12 protein-coding genes and 1 pseudogene are annotated in these 14,636 nt (G+C 71.5%); 6 read left to right on the forward strand and 7 right to left on the reverse strand.

The window, feature by feature from the left end; genetic code table 11:
* Positions 1-265, forward strand: a pseudogene (locus D474_RS27480) (stage II sporulation protein M); the annotation flags it as partial.
* Positions 266-271: 6 nt separating this feature from the next.
* On the opposite strand, the gene D474_RS0103145 reads toward D474_RS27480, so the two are convergent.
* The 6 genes from D474_RS0103145 to D474_RS0103170 all read right to left on the reverse strand — a co-directional run bounded on the left by D474_RS0103145 (position 272) and on the right by D474_RS0103170 (position 7,036).
* Entirely contained in the window at positions 272-1,375 is a 1,104-nt protein-coding gene (locus D474_RS0103145) for a hypothetical protein (RefSeq protein WP_017612144.1), read from the reverse strand.
* 146 nt (positions 1,376-1,521) lie between these two features.
* Positions 1,522-2,823: a DUF58 domain-containing protein gene (locus D474_RS0103150; protein WP_017612145.1), complete on the reverse strand. Its 1,302-nt coding sequence runs from the start codon at positions 2,821-2,823 to the stop codon at positions 1,522-1,524.
* The gene (locus D474_RS0103155) at positions 2,823-3,809 is read right to left on the reverse strand and encodes an AAA family ATPase (protein WP_017612146.1); all 987 of its coding nucleotides are present in this window, start codon (positions 3,807-3,809) and stop codon (positions 2,823-2,825) included. Before D474_RS0103155 ends, D474_RS0103150 begins: the two co-directional genes overlap by 1 nt.
* A gap of 58 nt (positions 3,810-3,867) precedes the next feature.
* Complete coding sequence (locus tag D474_RS0103160; RefSeq protein ID WP_017612147.1) at positions 3,868-5,013, reverse strand: DUF4350 domain-containing protein; 1,146 nt, start codon at positions 5,011-5,013, stop codon at positions 3,868-3,870.
* A complete protein-coding gene (locus D474_RS0103165) occupies positions 5,010-5,651 on the reverse strand; it encodes a DUF4129 domain-containing protein (RefSeq protein ID WP_017612148.1) in 642 nt (213 codons plus the stop codon). The genes D474_RS0103160 and D474_RS0103165 overlap by 4 nt, the downstream gene beginning before the upstream one ends.
* A complete protein-coding gene (locus tag D474_RS0103170; RefSeq protein WP_083931722.1) occupies positions 5,648-7,036 on the reverse strand; it encodes a glycerophosphoryl diester phosphodiesterase membrane domain-containing protein in 1,389 nt (462 codons plus the stop codon). The genes D474_RS0103165 and D474_RS0103170 overlap by 4 nt, the downstream gene beginning before the upstream one ends.
* Positions 7,037-7,476: 440 nt before the next feature.
* On the opposite strand from D474_RS0103170, the gene mtrA reads away from it, so the two are divergent.
* The 5 genes from mtrA (at position 7,477) to hpf (ending at position 13,918) form a co-directional block, all read left to right on the forward strand.
* The gene (mtrA, locus tag D474_RS0103175; RefSeq protein ID WP_017570965.1) at positions 7,477-8,154 is read left to right on the forward strand and encodes an MtrAB system response regulator MtrA; all 678 of its coding nucleotides are present in this window, start codon (positions 7,477-7,479) and stop codon (positions 8,152-8,154) included.
* Between the two features lie 16 nt (positions 8,155-8,170).
* Complete coding sequence (gene mtrB, locus D474_RS0103180) at positions 8,171-9,898, forward strand: MtrAB system histidine kinase MtrB (protein ID WP_017612150.1); 1,728 nt, start codon at positions 8,171-8,173, stop codon at positions 9,896-9,898.
* Positions 9,895-11,769, forward strand: a complete 1,875-nt coding sequence (locus D474_RS0103185; RefSeq protein WP_017612151.1) for an LpqB family beta-propeller domain-containing protein — start codon at positions 9,895-9,897, stop codon at positions 11,767-11,769. Before mtrB ends, D474_RS0103185 begins: the two co-directional genes overlap by 4 nt.
* A gap of 76 nt (positions 11,770-11,845) precedes the next feature.
* The gene (locus tag D474_RS27485) at positions 11,846-12,589 is read left to right on the forward strand and encodes a ComF family protein (RefSeq protein WP_017612152.1); all 744 of its coding nucleotides are present in this window, start codon (positions 11,846-11,848) and stop codon (positions 12,587-12,589) included.
* Positions 12,590-13,246: 657 nt separating this feature from the next.
* Entirely contained in the window at positions 13,247-13,918 is a 672-nt protein-coding gene (gene hpf / locus D474_RS0103195; RefSeq protein ID WP_017612153.1) for a ribosome hibernation-promoting factor, HPF/YfiA family, read from the forward strand.
* A gap of 90 nt (positions 13,919-14,008) precedes the next feature.
* On the opposite strand, the gene D474_RS0103200 is transcribed toward hpf, so the two are convergent.
* Complete coding sequence (locus D474_RS0103200; RefSeq protein WP_017612154.1) at positions 14,009-14,536, reverse strand: hypothetical protein; 528 nt, start codon at positions 14,534-14,536, stop codon at positions 14,009-14,011.
* Positions 14,537-14,636 lie beyond the last annotated feature (100 nt).

The raw sequence follows: 14,636 nt of genomic DNA on the forward strand, positions 1-14,636 counted from the left end.
GGCCGCCTTCGGAGCGGAGGCCCGCGCCGCCATGGCCGTGGCGCTGGGGCTGGTCGCGGTGCTGTTCGTCAGCGGCCTCATCGAGGGTCTGGTGACCGGGAACATGGTGCGCGGCCACATCTCCACCCCGGTGGGGCTGGCGATCGGCATCGCCGCGGAGGTCCTGTTCCTGCTGTACGTCTACACCGTCGGCAAGCGCGCCCACGAGGAGGGCGAGACGGGGGAGATCCGCAACGCCCCCGAGACCGCGCCCGTCGCTGCCTGAGCCCGGTCAGTGCTGTCCGGCCACGATGCGTTCGGCCAACTCGTGGAAGGGCGCGCACCGCTCGTGTTGCGCACACAGGGTCTCGGAGACGAGCGGGTGCAGCCACAGGTCGATCGCGTCCCCGTCCTCGTGCACCGACACCAGGCCGTGCACGACGAGCGCGTTGACGGCACGGGCGAGCTCGGGACGGTCGCTGAGGGGTAGCGGTTCACCGCGCAGGAACCCTGGGTCGAGCCGGCGGAGCGGGACCGGTACGCCGTCGCTGCCCAGCACCGCGAGCAGGCGCAGGAGCGCGGGTGCCTTCGGCTCGCGCCGGGAGGCCAGGTCCAGCGCGACGTCCCAGATCCCGGAGAGAAGGCCCCGGCCCTGGCACGGTTCGGAGCCCGTGTCCGGGGGTTCGAGGCCGTCCTCGTCCAGGCGTTTGCACAGCGCACGTGCGTCGGGGAACAGCACCCGGTGTGAGGCCAGGATGCGCCCGGCCAGGGTGAGCGCCAACGGGATCCCGCCAAGCCTTTCGGCGAGCTCCTCTGCGCCCGGTAGGGCTTCCTCCCCGGCGTGGTCGGCCAGCGCCGCACCGGCGGCCGCGCTGTCCAGCTCGGCCACCTCGTGCATCTGGGCCGGGTCCCACACAGCCGGGTCCTGCACACGGCTCGTCACCAGCACGAACCCTCCCGGACCCGATCGCGGTCGGTAAGGGGCGAGCGCCTCGGGCCGGTCGGTGCCGTCGAGCACGAGGAGCCAGGGTTCGGGGGAGTGGTCGAGTTGCTGCCCAACGGGGACCTCGCCCGCGCGCGTCCAGAACACCCGCCACCCGTCGGCCCGCGCACGTTCGGCCAGGGCGGCCGCCACCGTGGACGTGCCGGACCCGCCCGGACCGGCGAGGACGTGCGGAACCGGTGTGCCGGAGTCCATGGCCGCGGTGAGTTCCGCGAGCAGCCTGGTGCGTCCCCGCACCGCGGTCGTGATGCGGGGCGGGTCGAACGCAGAGTCCGAGCCCTGTGGCCCGGAGGAGGGGTCGTGGGCGGCGTCGTGGAGGTGCCGGGCCCGCAGGAGTGTGCCGTGCACGGTGCCGCGGGAGATGGTGCTCAGATACGGATCACGAGGGGGCATGCGTCCATGGTGCCCAACCCCGGGCCCGCGCGGAAGCCCGTCCACAGGCCCGTCGGGGCTCCGGAAGGCACGAACACGCGGTGCCGGCCCGGGACCCGGGCCGGCACCATGCGGCCGAGCGTCCTCTGTACAGCAGGCGCCCGTCGTTACAGCCGCCCCTGGGCCTTGAGGTTGATGTAGGCGTCGGCCAGGGCGGGCGCGATGTGTTCCGGTCCGGCGTCGACGACCTCCGCGCCCATCCGCCGCAGCTCCACCGTCACCCGCCGCCGGTCGGCGAGGGTGCGCTCGGCGGAGGCCGCCCGGTACAGCGCCTCAGGGCTGCCGCGCTCCTCGGCCATGGCGTCGACCGCGGGGTCGCGCACCGACGCCACCAGCAGCAGGTGCTGCGAGGTCAGCGTGGGAAGCCGGGGGAGCAGGTTCTCCTCCAGCGCCGCCGCGTTGAGGTCGGTCAGCAGGACCACGAGCTTGCGCGCACGCCCCTGTGCCATGACGGTCCCGGCCATGCCCGCCGGGTCGGACTCCACGAGCGCCGCCTCCAGCGGGGCCATCGCCGAGACCAGCTGCTGGATCTGGCTGCCCTTGCCCCCGGACCGAACCTGGGCGCGCACCCGGCGGTCGTAGGCCAGGAAGTCCACGCGGTCTCCGGCCCGCCCGGCCAGCGCGGCCAGCAGCAGGGAGGCGTCCATGGAGTGGTCCAGGCGCGGGGTGTCCCCCACCCGGCCCGCGGAGGTGCGGCCGGTGTCGAGCACGATCAGGATCCGCCGGTCCCGCTCCGGGCGCCATGTGCGCACCACGACGCCGTCGTTGCGGGCGGTCGCGCGCCAGTCGATGGAACGCACGTCGTCACCGCGCACGTAGTCGCGCAGGGAGTCGAACTCGCTGCCCTGCCCCCGCACCATCGCGGTGTGCTGGCCCTCCAGCTCCCGCAGCCGCGAGAGCTTGCCCGGCAGGTGCCGGCGGCTGTGGAACGGCGGCAGCACCCGCACGGTCCACGGCGCCGACAGCGTGCGCTGGCGTCCCGCAAGGCCCAACGGACCGATGGCGCGCACCGTGACCCCGGCGGCGCGGGCGTCGCCCCTCCGGGTCGGGGTCAGCGTCACACCGAACCGCCGCTGCTCGCCGCCGACCACGTGTGCCGGGGCGGCGGACCGAGGCTCCACATGAGCGCTCGGCGGCCACGCGTCGCGCACACGTCCGCGCAGGGGCCGCCGCGTCGGGTTGTGCAGCACCAGGGACAGCGCCGCGGACTCACCCAAGCGCACCGACGTGTCGCCCTCCCGGGTCAGGCGCATCGCCCGCGGGCTCGCCGCCAGCAGGACGTCCAGCGCCAGAAGGGCCGCCACCACGGACAGCGCGGCAGCCGTGACCTGTGGACTGATCTGGCCGGAGACCAGCACCGCCCCGACCGCGAGCAGGGCGAGGACCACCGACCGGCCGGTGACCACCATCAGCGCGGCACCGGGACGGAGGCGAGCACGCCGTCGAGGACCCCGTCGGCGGTCGCACCCTCGAGCTCCGCTTCGGGGCGGAGCGAGACACGGTGCCGCAGGGTCCCCTTGGCGAGCGCCTTGACGTCGTCCGGGGTCACGTAGTCGCGGCCCGACAACCACGCCCACGCCCGGCTCGTGCGCAGAAGCGCGGTCGCACCGCGGGGCGAGACACCCAGCTGCAAGGACGGCGAGTTCCGGGTGGCCCGGGCCAGGTCAACGATGTAACCGAGTACCTCGGGGGCCATGTGCACGTGCTCCACGGCGTTCTGCGCGGCCCGCAGGTCACGGGCGCCCGCGACCGGGCGCACCCCCGCGGCGGCCAGATCGCCGGGGTCGAAGCCGGCGGCGTGCCGGCCCAGCATGTCGACCTCCGCGGCCCGCTGGGGCAGCCCCACGGTCACCTTGAGCAGGAACCGGTCGAGCTGCGCCTCCGGCAGCGGGTACGTGCCCTCGTACTCCACCGGGTTCTGTGTAGCGGCCACGAGGAACGGCTCCGGGAGCGCGATCGGGTCGCCCTCCACCGTCACCTGGTGCTCCTCCATGGCCTCCAGCAGCGAGGCCTGCGTCTTGGGCGGGGTCCGGTTGATCTCGTCGGACAGCAGCAGATTGGTGAAGACCGGCCCCTTGTGGAACTCGAACTTCGCCGTGTGCTGGTCGTAGACGAGGGAACCCGTCACGTCACCGGGCATGAGGTCCGGGGTGAACTGCACCCGCTTGTGGTCCAGCGACAGGGCCTCGGAGACGGTGCGCACCAGCAGCGTCTTGGCGACACCGGGCACACCCTCCATGAGGATGTGGCCCCGGCACAGCAGCGCCACCACCATGCCGGTCACGGTCTCCTCCTGCCCCACGACCGCCTTGGCGACCTCGTGGCGCAGAGCGGTCAGGGCCTGTCGTGCCTCGTCGGCGGAGGGCAGTCCCTCGTCGGGTGTCAGGGCGCTCACGTGCGGCCCACCTCTCTCGAATACCTGTCTGTTGCAGCGTGTGGAGTACCGGCCGGGGTCACCGCAGCCTCCGCGACCGCTCGTCCAGCTCCTCCGCGAGCCGGTTCAGCGCCTCGTCGTCACCCGCGTACGGGTCGGGGTGATCGGGGTACAGCAGCGCACCCACGCGCGCCGGGTCCTCGCCCAGCCGTGCGGCGAGTGCGGAGACCACGGTCTCCGGGGGGTCGTCCGGACGCAGACCGAGCTTTCCGGAGACACGGTCCAGGAACCCGGCCCGCAACGCGTCGGCGGCCCGGTCGCGTGCCCTGCGCGAGTGGTACAGCCCGGCGCGGCCCTCGGTGGTCTCGGAGGCACGGACCACGACCGGCAGCGACTCCGGAACCAGGGCGCCCAGGCGGCGCCCGCGCCACAGGGCCAGCAGCACCAGCGCGGCAGCCAGCGGCACCGCGGCCCAGCGCAGGCCCTGCGGCAGGAGCTCGGCCATGGTGGCGCTGTCCTCGGGCACGTGCGGCTCGGGACGCAGCCACACCACGTCCTCGGCGGCCATGAGGTTCATCGCCAGCGCCGCGTTGCCCTCGTCGGGGAGCTCGGTGTTGGTCATGAAGTGGTCGGTGCCCACGACCGTGGTGGCCGCGTCGCCGTGCTCGACCTGGACCACGGCCGACCCCGCGGCGGCCGCGTAACACTCGGTGGCAGCCTGCCCGGGGGCGGCCTCGTACACCTCGCCGGCCACGTCGGCGGGACCGGCGGCCTCGGCGGCGGGGAGGTCGCACGCGGCGTCCAGGGTCTCGTCGGACTCGGTCCGCCCGCTCATGTCGACCCCCGGCGCGAACTCGTTCAGCGTCTGCAGGGTGGGCTGTACCAGCACGGTGTCGACCTCGAGGTCGGCCAGCGCCCGTACCTCGCCGGGCTCCATCCGGTGGTCGAGGAAGACGGCCAGGACCGCGTCGCCGCCGATCTCGCCCAGGGTCTCTTCGGCGTCCGCGGCAGAACGCACGACCTGCACGTCCCGGTCCTCGCGCATGGTCTCCACGAGGGCTCGCCCGCCTGTGGGGTCGACACTGCCGGGCTCCATGTGGCCCTGGGGGAACTGTTCATCGCCGAGTGAGACCAGCACTGCGACGACGACCAGCGCGACCAGGACCGCGCCGGGGATCCGGACGGACCGCCACACGCGTCGCCACCCGGCGTCCGGGGTGCTCATCGTCGCTCCTCCTCGGCGGGGGTCGGGCGCGCGGCGCGCAGGTGGTCGTCGAGCTCACGCATGGTGCGGGCCGCCTCGGCGGTCGCCTCTGTGTTGCCGTAGACGATGCTGTTGAAGAGCCCCGCTGCTCCGGAGAGACGTTCGGCCTGGTCGGGCAGGTTCCGGGAGGCCTCGACGGCCAGTTCGGTGGCGGTGCGTCCGGCCGACGGGGTGATCAGGGCCCGCTCCTCCAGGTCGACGTCGACGGCCCGCATGCGTTCAACGACGGAGTCGAAGTAGTTCCCCGACCCCTCGTACTGGTCGGCGGCGCTGCGGTGCTCGGCCGCTGTGCGCTTGGACTCGGTGTGCACGGGCGCCTCTGTCCTGCGGTTGCGGCCCGGACGCAGGAACACCACGAGCACCAGCCCCAGCACGGCCAGCGCCAGGATCAGCAACAGCGGCCCCAACAGCCACCAGCCGCCTGGCAGGCCGCTGCCGAGCTGCAGGAGGTCGTCGACCAGGTCGGACAACCACTCCACGAAACGGTCGATGAGGGAGGGCTCGCGGTCGCCGTACACGGGATCGCCGAGTTCCTCGAACGCGCGTCGGCGGCCCTCCTCCCCGGGCAGATCCGGGGAGGGGGCGTTCGGGGCTGTCACGCGGGCTGCTCCGGGCGGTAGATCTCGGGGCCGACGGCCACACCCTGCTGGGCGACCCGGTGCAGGCGCAGGTCCAGGCCCTCACGGCGCATGCGCAGGTCGACGTAGAGAAGCGTGGTCACGGCGGCCAGGAACGGCGTGGTGATGCTGTAGGTGAGCGCCTCGACGAGCACACCCACGGCGGTGGCCGCGGTCATGCCCCAGTCGGCCCCTTCGGCGATCATCGTCGGGATCAGCGCGAACAGGCCGAGCGCGAAGGTCAGGAGCATGGTCACCGCGAACACGATGGCCAGGGTGAGCAGCACGATTCCGAACATGCGCCACCAGTTGCCCTGCGTGAGACGCCAGGAACGGGCGAGCGCGCTGATCGGGCCGATGCGCTCCAGAACCACGATCGGCATGGCCAGGAAGATGCGCACGGAGATCCACGCGAAGAGCGCGGCACCGGCGAGTCCACCGAGCACCACCGTCCCCAGCCCGACGAGTACACCGGACCCGTCGTTGACGGTCACGCCGACGAAGACACCGAGCATGATGCCCAGCACGATGATGACCAGGATCACCATCGCCAGTGCGAGGTGGATGAGGTACTGAACGATCGAGAGCCCGATGACCGCCCCGATGCGCCCGCGCACCACGACCCAGGTCTGCGCGACGGTGAACCGGTGTCCGAGCACGGCCATGCCCACCACCGAGGTGAGCAGCGCGGTCAGGATCGTCACAGCGGCGTAGCTGACGACGCCGCCGAGCAACAGCAACGCCAGCGAGCCGGGGGTGAACGGCATCTGCGGCGGGTCGTCGGGGGAGACCTGGGCGGCCGTGATCTGCTCCATGGAGCGCTCGTACTCGGCGAAGAACCCGCCGCTGAGCAGGGTCGAGATGATGGCCGCGATCCCCATGACCACGAACGCCAGCCCGAGCGTGGTCGCCGGGTGGTTGCGGATCAGGGTGAAGGCACCGTTGAGGACGTCGCCGAGGCCGAGCGGCCGCAGCGGTACGACCCCGGGCTTGAGCGGCTGGCCGCCCCCGCCCTGGGGGTACTGCCCGTACGCTCCGCCGCCGTACCCGGGGGGAGGTCCCTGTGGGGGATGTCCCCCCTGTCCGGGCGGCGGTCCGTACCCGGGAGGTGGTCCCTGTGGGGGATGTCCCCCCTGTCCGGGCGGCGGCCCGTATCCGGGGGGAGGCCCCTGCGGGGAGCCGTATCCGGGGGGAGGCCCCTGGGGCGGTCCGTACCCGGGAGGCGGGCCCTGCTGTCCTCCGTGGCCGGGGGGCGGTCCCTGCGGGCCCCCTGCTCCCGGCGCCGACCAGCCGCTCCCCGGCGCGGACCACCCGCCGGAACCACCGGGTTCCCCGGCGCCGCCCCTGCGGTCGTCCTCGTGGCTCATGTGGGCCGCCCTCCCTGAGGCTTCGGTTACGCTGCGCGAACGAGGTCACGTGGTTCTCACGGCACCGGAACCCAACCTACCGGCCGGTTCCTGCGCTTCCACGCGCGGTCGGGCGCTTCGGCAGAGAGCCGACGCACTTCATTCCTTTTGTATGCTTTCTGTTATCCAAAGACCAAGTCAGCATCGCTCCGCGCCCCGGCCCGCCGGTGAGCCACGGGTGCCGCTGCACGACCGGATCCGGTCGGACAGGTGCCCGATGCCCGTGACCCCGCTCTGCGCCGTCCACACAGGTGGCAGAGTGGATCCAGTACGTACGAAAGCAGTTCCCCCGACGGGGAGCAAGGGCACCGACCAAGACGCCGCTTGAGTGTTCCAGAGAGAGGAGTAGGCGCCGCGGACACGCTCCCGAGCGGGTCCGACGCCCGGCGCCGGACACACCGATGAAGGGACGTGTACTGGTTGTCGACGATGACCTCGCCCTCGCCGAAATGCTGGGCATCGTACTGCGCGGCGAAGGGTTCGAACCCTCGTTCGTCCACGACGGGGACAAGGCCCTCGAGGCCTTCCGTGAGACCAAGCCCGACCTGGTCCTGCTCGATCTGATGCTTCCGGGCGCCGACGGCATCGACGTGTGCCGTCAGATCCGTGCCGAGTCCGGGGTGCCCATCGTCATGCTCACGGCCAAGAGCGACACGATCGACGTCGTGCTGGGCCTGGAGTCCGGTGCCGACGACTACATCGTCAAGCCCTTCAAGCCCAAGGAGCTCGTGGCCCGCGTGCGCGTGCGCCTGCGCCGTACCGAGGAGCCGGCCCCCGAGGTCCTGCAGATCGGCGACATCACCATCGACGTCGCCGGGCATGCGGTGCGCCGTGACGGTGAGCAGATCAGCCTCACCCCGCTCGAGTTCGACCTCCTGGTCGCCCTCGCACGCAAACCCCGCCAGGTCTTCACCCGCGAGGTCCTGCTCGAGCAGGTCTGGGGATACCGCCACGCCGCGGACACCCGCCTGGTCAACGTCCACGTGCAGCGCCTGCGCGCCAAGATCGAGAAGGACCCGGAGCACCCCGAGGTCGTCGTGACCGTCCGCGGTGTCGGCTACAAGGCCGGTACCGCCTGACCCGGCCGGTGTCCCCATGACAGCAGCCCCGCAGGAGGAGGAACGGGGGGCCGATCCCGGAACGGAGCGGTCCGACCCGCCCTCCGCCGTACCCGGAGACGACGGGCGTGACGGGGGTTCGGGGCTGACCCGGGCCTACCTGTTCGCCCAACGCGCCGCACGCGCCCTGGTCAAGGGCGTGCAGAACCGTTGGCGCCGCTCGCTGCACCTGAGGGTCATCTCCACGACCCTGGTGCTGTCGCTCCTGGTCATGGCGGGGCTCGGTTACGTCATGCTGTCGCAGGTGCGCGGCGGGTTGCTGGACGCCAAGATCGACACCGCGGTCAACGACCACCGGGCCGGCCTCAACTACGCACTGGCCGAGCTGCAGGAGAACGAGGTCGGCGACCGCGACCGCCTGCTGTACAACATCACCGACGAGCTCACGGGCCGCAGCGGTGACACCGGACTCTACGGTGTCGTCATCATGCCCTCGGTCGGCGACGAGACCGGGTGGGCGACCGGCGACGAGGACACCGTCCAGCAGCAGAGCGTTCCTCAGCGGCTGATCGACCAGGTCCGCCAGTCGGGGTCGGAGCAGCAGTACCACACCTACACACGCATCGACATGGACGGCTCCCACGAGCCCGCCCTGGTCGTGGGCGCCGAGCTCACCCACGCCTACGAGCTCTACTACCTCTTCCCGCTCCAACACGAGCAGGAGATCCTCGACCTGGTGCAGGGCACCGTCGCGCTCGTGGGGACCCTGCTGGTCATACTGCTCGGCCTCATCGCGTTCGTGGTCACCCGCCTGGTGGTGCGCCCGGTGCGGTCGGCGGCGCAATCGGCCGAACGCCTGGCCTCGGGCGAACTCTCCGAACGCATGACCGTGCACGGGGAGGACGACCTCGCCCGGCTCGCGGTCTCCTTCAACGACATGGCGGGCAACCTGCAGGAGAAGATCCAGGAGCTGGAAGAGCTCTCCAAGGTCCAGCGCCAGTTCGTCTCCGATGTATCGCACGAGCTGCGCACCCCGCTCACCACGATCCGGATGGCCGGCGACCTGCTCTTCGACGAGCGCGAGGAGCTCGACACCTCCCAGCGCCGCTCCGTGGAACTGCTCAAGGGCCAGGTGGAACGCTTCGAGGAGCTCCTCGGAGACCTGCTCGAGATCAGCCGCCACGACGCCGGTGCCGCCACCCTGGGGGTGGAACCCAGCGACATCCGCGACTCGGTCATGAAGGCCGTCGGGGACGCCGAGCAGATCGCCGAGAAGCGCGGCATCAAGATCGTGCTCCGCCTGCCCGCCGAGCCGTGCGTGGCCGAGTTCGACACCCGCCGTATCAACCGCATCCTGCGCAACCTCGTGGTCAACGCGGTCGAGCACAGCGAGGGCCGGGACGTGGTGGTCAGCGCCGCCGGCGACCGCGACGCCGTCGCGGTGGCCGTGCGCGACTACGGGGTCGGCCTCAAGGAGGGGGAGGAGCACCTGTGCTTCGACCGCTTCTGGCGGGCCGACTACTCGCGTGTGCGCACCACCGGCGGCACCGGTCTCGGGCTGTCGATAGCCAAGGAGGACGCGGTCCTGCACGGCGGTTGGCTCCAGGCCTGGGGGCTGCCCGACAAGGGTTCGCAGTTCCGGCTCTCCCTGCCCCGCTCGTCCGGGACCGAACTGCGTGGTTCACCGCTGCCGCTGGTCCCGCCCGAGATCGCGCTGGGCCACAACTTCACCCCGGTCCCCGACGACGGAGAGGACGACGGATGAGATCCTCCCTCGGCCGCCGGACCCGCTCCGCACTGACCGCGGCCGCCGCGTGTGTCCTGCTGGCCTCCTGCGCCAGTGTGCCCACCACCGGGCCCGTCGTTCCCGGTGACGGCGGCGACGTCGTCTCCGACCCCTACGGTGGTTACGTACGCCTGCTGCCGGCCGGCCCGCAGCCCGGGGTCACGCCCGAAGGCCTGGTCAACGGCTTCCTCAAGGACATGGGCAGCTTCGAGGAGGACCACAAGGCCGCCCGCAGCTACATGCTCCCCGATCTCGAGGAGTCCTGGTCCCCCGACGGGACGGTGCAGGTCTTCCGCGACCTCGACACCATCGACCTCGACCCCGAGATCAGCTCCGACGGTCTGACCGCGACGGTGAGCCTGCGCAGTTCCCTGGTGGCCACCATCGACGAGAGCGGCAAGTACATGCCCAACGAAGATCAGGGCCTGTACGAGGTCAACTTCCAGCTGGCCAGGGAGAACGGCGAACCCGATGGCGAGTGGCGCATCCAGGACATGCCCGACGAGCTGATCCTCAGCGAGCTCGACGTCGAACGCACCCACCGCCCGCTCAACCTCTACTACTTCAACCCCGAGGGCACCGCCCTGGTGCCGGACCCGGTCCACCTCCCGGTGAGCAACAACGAGCTCGCCGAACGCCTTCTCGACAAGCTCATCGACGGTCCTAGCGACTGGCTGGACCCGGCCGTGCGCTCGGCCTTTCCCGCCAACGCCGAGACCGATCTCGAGGTCGACAGCGAGAGCGCGGTCGTCGAGGTCGAGACCGGCGGGGACCCCGACACGGTGGAGATGGGTGCCCAGATCGCCTGGACCCTCCGGCAGATCCCCGACATCCAGGAGTTCACGCTCACCGTCGACGGCACCGAGGTGAACTTCCCCGGCACCGAGGGCGAAAGCGAGGACCGCCCGCGTCCCGGCGACGACTTCTGGGCGGGGGTGAGTCCGAGCGCGACCACCTCGGGCAGCCGCGCCTACTACTCGCACGACGGTCAGCTCTGGTCGGCCGGCGACTGGGAGAACGACAACTTCGACGACGTGGAACGTGTCGCCGGCCCCCTGGGTGCGGGCGACGTACCCATCGAGAGCTTCGCGGTCTCCATGGACGAGAGCACCGTCGCGGGCATCACCGTGGGCGGAGAGGAGGTCGTCACCAGTTTCACCAGCCCGGGTGCCGAGTACGAGACGGTCCTGGACGACGGTGTCTTCACGGAGGTCTCCTGGGATGTCAACGGCCATCTGTGGGTCGTGGAGGAGACCGAAGAGCCCGAGAGCCGCGACGGCGGGGACGACGAGGAGGAGCGCGCCCAGGAGGACCAGCCCAGCATCGACGGCGAGGACCTGCCCCCGGAGCCCGGCGACTCCGCCCTCTGGCTGCTGCGCGGCGGCGACGAGGTCGTTCGGGTGGACGCCCCCGAACTCCGTGACCGCTCGCTGGTCGATTTCCAGATCTCCCGAGACGGCACCAGGGCCGCGGCGATCACCGAGACCGACGGGAAGCGCTCGCTCGAGGTGGGACGCGTGGTGTCCGACGGCGATCAGGTGTCGGTCGGCGGGTTCATCCCCATGGACGACGATCTCGAGGACGTCATCGACCTGTCGTGGCGTTCCGGCGACCAGCTCGTGATCCTGGGCTCCCGGGACGGGGGCTCGAGTCAGGCCTTCCTGGTCCCGGTGGACGGCGGGACCCCGGCGGCGAGCACCGGGTCCTCGGTCCCCGGCATGGTGGCGATCTCCGGCGCACCCGGCCAGCCGCTCATCGCCGGGACCGACGACGGCGGTATCTGGGTCTCCAACGACCGCCTGAACTGGCAGAATGCGGTCGAGGGCGCAGAGCCGGCCTTCCCGGGCTGACGCTGTTCCGCCACGGTTGTCCACAGGCCGAGAGTTCGGTGGTGCGTTCCGGGCCCACCGCGGCGATCCTCGAACCATGGATCTCCGCCGTGTTTTCCGAGTCCTGTCCGGTTCCGCCGCCGCCCTGTTCGAACTCCTCCTGCCGCACCGCTGCGCCGGGTGCTCCGGCCCGGAGGGTCCCTTGTGCACCTGGTGCCGCGACCGGCTCGACCGCCGCCCGCGGCGGTGTGTCCCGCGTCCGCGCTGCCCCCAGGTGTGGGCGGCCGGGCCGCACGACGGCCACGACCGCCGGGTGCTGCTCGCGCACAAGGAGGACGGTGACGATGCGCTCCGTGCCCCGCTGGGTCAACGCCTGGCGCGGGTGTACACGGCAACGGGGTGGTCCGGTCCGCACACCGTGCTCGTGCCCGTGCCCCCGCGCGGGCGGCTTCCGGGGGAAGGACGGGTGGCCGCCCTGGCCGAGGCCGCCCTCGCCGCGGCCGGGGGACCGCGGGCCGGCCGCACGGCCCCTCTGCTGAGGTATCGCCGCGCTGCCCAGGGGCAGGTCGGTCTCGGGCGCAGCGAACGCCTGCGTAACCGGGTCGGGGTGTTCGACGCGGTGCCCTCCGCGGTGCGGGCCCGCGGTTCGCCGGTCGTCGTGGTCGACGACGTGGTCACGACCGGGGCCACGCTGGCCGAGGCGACCCGGGTCCTACGCGGAGCGGGCCTGCGTGTGGTCGGCGCGATCGTGCTCAACGAGAGCCGCCGGCGGGAGATACGGACCGCCCCCCACGAAGGTTTTACGCGGGGTCCTCCGAGAGCGGAAAGTCCTTGTCCGTAGGGGTTCGACGGGTAATCCCGATGTTCGGGCGGGCCGCCAGTACCTGACAAGCTCCGCCGGACGGGTTACCGTCCAGGTATGGCACCCGTCCGGGTCCGTGGTTGCGCCGGAGAGAGAGCTCGCGGGGACACCGTCGAGCGGCTCCGGCAAGCCGATGCCAGGCGCAGGCGAAACGGCCCACGTAAGGCGACTTTTTGTCGACCGATCACGGTGCGCCTTAGAGGTAAGTCCTGCCCCGCGGAGGGTCCCGATGTCCCTCACGACAGGGAGAAGGGCAGTAGTCGCGTACAAGAGCGGCGACCCCCTCAGCAGGCGGATGTGGGGACGAAGACCAGGTCGGCCGGGCGGGTGGCATACCGATCCGCGGGGGCCGTCGGAAACGGCGGGGCCCCCCNTACCGCCGGGGTGCACGGCCTGTCGTCGAGACACCACCCGTCCCTCTCCGAGCCGCGCAGGTCACCGGCAAACACCGACGTGAGGCGCGTGATGACCCCGCCCAGCGTGGGTATACGCACTCTCAACCGAGCCGTGATACGGCCGGACTCGACCGGGACACCAACGGAAGGGGGCCAGCGCGCGACACCTTTCCGTCCTTGGGCGGAAGGGATGCAGAGCCAGCCTGGCCGTCAAGGACGGCCACGCGATGAAGGGGGTCCTATGGACATCATCGTCAAGGGTCGACGCACCGGCGTGAGCGACAAGTTCCGGCAGCACGTCGAGACCAAGCTCGACAAGCTCTCCAAGTGGGAGAAGAAGGGCATGAGCGTCGACGTGGAGGTGTCCACGGAGCGCAACCCCAAGCTCGCCGACGTCCGCGAGCGGGTTGAGCTGACCATCCACTCCGACGGGCCCGTGATCCGCAGCGAAGCGGCGGCCGCCGAAGACCGCCACGGAGCCCTGGACCTCGCGGTCGACAAGGTCGAGGCGCGCCTGCGCAAGGCGGCCGACCGCCGCAAGGTGCACCGCGGCAACCACACTCCCGTCTCGGTGGCCGCAGCCACCGCCGATCTCCCCGGGGACTTGCCCGGAACCCTCACCGAACAGAGCGCCTCACCCCCGGCGCAGCGAGCGGGCGACGACATCGACGGCGCGGCGGTCGACGGCCGTTTCTCCGACGAGTTCGTCGAGCTCGAGACCCAGGGTGAGGCTCCCGTGGTCGTACGGGAGAAGTTCCACCGGGCCAAGCCGATGAGCATCGACCAGGCGTTGATGGAGATGGAGCTCATCGGGCACGACTTCTATCTCTTCCACGACGAGGTGAAGGACACCCCGAGCGTGGTCTACCGCCGCAAGGGTTTCAATTACGGGGTCCTCCGACTGGTGGACTAGAAACCGCCGCCCTCCCGAACACAGCCGACACGAGTGAGGGGCCGGCGCCGGGTTCGCCCCGGTGCCGGCCCCTCTTCGCGGCCTCGCGGGTCAGCTGCCGGCCCCACCGGCCTTGCGCTCCTTCTTGCCTTCCTTCCGAGCCATCGACTTGATGCGGTGCAGGGGCGTCTGGTGCGGTTCCTCGGACTCGTCGCGGGGTGAGTCCAGCACGACGTCCGTGAGGATGTCGCAGGCGAAGGCGATGATCAGCGCCAGCCCCATGAGGACCGCACCGGTCACGAGCGGGACGAGCGCCCAGTCCATGGCCACGGAGATCCCGCCCAGGGCGAAGCCCACGCAGGCGAGCAGCACCACGATCCAGGAACTGGCCCTGCCACGGTGCCGGTTGGTCGGGGCCCACGCGCCGCCCTGGCGCTGGAACCCGCGGATCCGGCCGAACCCCTCTTGGTCATCGGGGTGATGCTGTTCCCAGCGGCGCGCGTGGTGTTCGTCGGCCACCGGGTCCTCGACCCTGCCCCAGTCGCCGCCGATGGCGGGATCGGTGCCCTGGTGCGGCACGGACGGGCGGTCGGTCGCGGCCGGTCCGGCCTCGCGCCGCCCTCTCGACTCTGCGTCCATGGGTCCCCCTCTTCCGATGGAACACATCGTGTCCCCCTTGTACCCACTGACATGCATGAATGCCTCGAAGCCCCACAGAAGACAGGGGAACATCGGGCCC

It is taken from the genome of Nocardiopsis salina YIM 90010 (assembly GCF_000341025.1).
Lineage (GTDB): Bacteria > Actinomycetota > Actinomycetes > Streptosporangiales > Streptosporangiaceae > Nocardiopsis > Nocardiopsis salina.

Excerpts from the sequence above, each read along its gene's own strand:
- D474_RS0103145 (WP_017612144.1), bottom strand. The coding sequence starts at position 1,375 with ATGCCCCCTCGTGATCCGTATCTGAGCACCATCTCCCGCGGCACCGTG.
- D474_RS0103150 (WP_017612145.1), bottom strand. The coding sequence starts at position 2,823 with ATGGTGGTCACCGGCCGGTCGGTGGTCCTCGCCCTGCTCGCGGTCGGG.
- D474_RS0103160 (WP_017612147.1), bottom strand. The coding sequence starts at position 5,013 with ATGAGCACCCCGGACGCCGGGTGGCGACGCGTGTGGCGGTCCGTCCGG.
- D474_RS0103170 (WP_083931722.1), bottom strand. The coding sequence starts at position 7,036 with ATGAGCCACGAGGACGACCGCAGGGGCGGCGCCGGGGAACCCGGTGGT.
- mtrA (WP_017570965.1), top strand. The coding sequence starts at position 7,477 with ATGAAGGGACGTGTACTGGTTGTCGACGATGACCTCGCCCTCGCCGAA.
- mtrB (WP_017612150.1), top strand. The coding sequence starts at position 8,171 with ATGACAGCAGCCCCGCAGGAGGAGGAACGGGGGGCCGATCCCGGAACG.
- D474_RS0103185 (WP_017612151.1), top strand. The coding sequence starts at position 9,895 with ATGAGATCCTCCCTCGGCCGCCGGACCCGCTCCGCACTGACCGCGGCC.
- D474_RS27485 (WP_017612152.1), top strand. The coding sequence starts at position 11,846 with ATGGATCTCCGCCGTGTTTTCCGAGTCCTGTCCGGTTCCGCCGCCGCC.
- hpf (WP_017612153.1), top strand. The coding sequence starts at position 13,247 with ATGGACATCATCGTCAAGGGTCGACGCACCGGCGTGAGCGACAAGTTC.
- D474_RS0103200 (WP_017612154.1), bottom strand. The coding sequence starts at position 14,536 with ATGGACGCAGAGTCGAGAGGGCGGCGCGAGGCCGGACCGGCCGCGACC.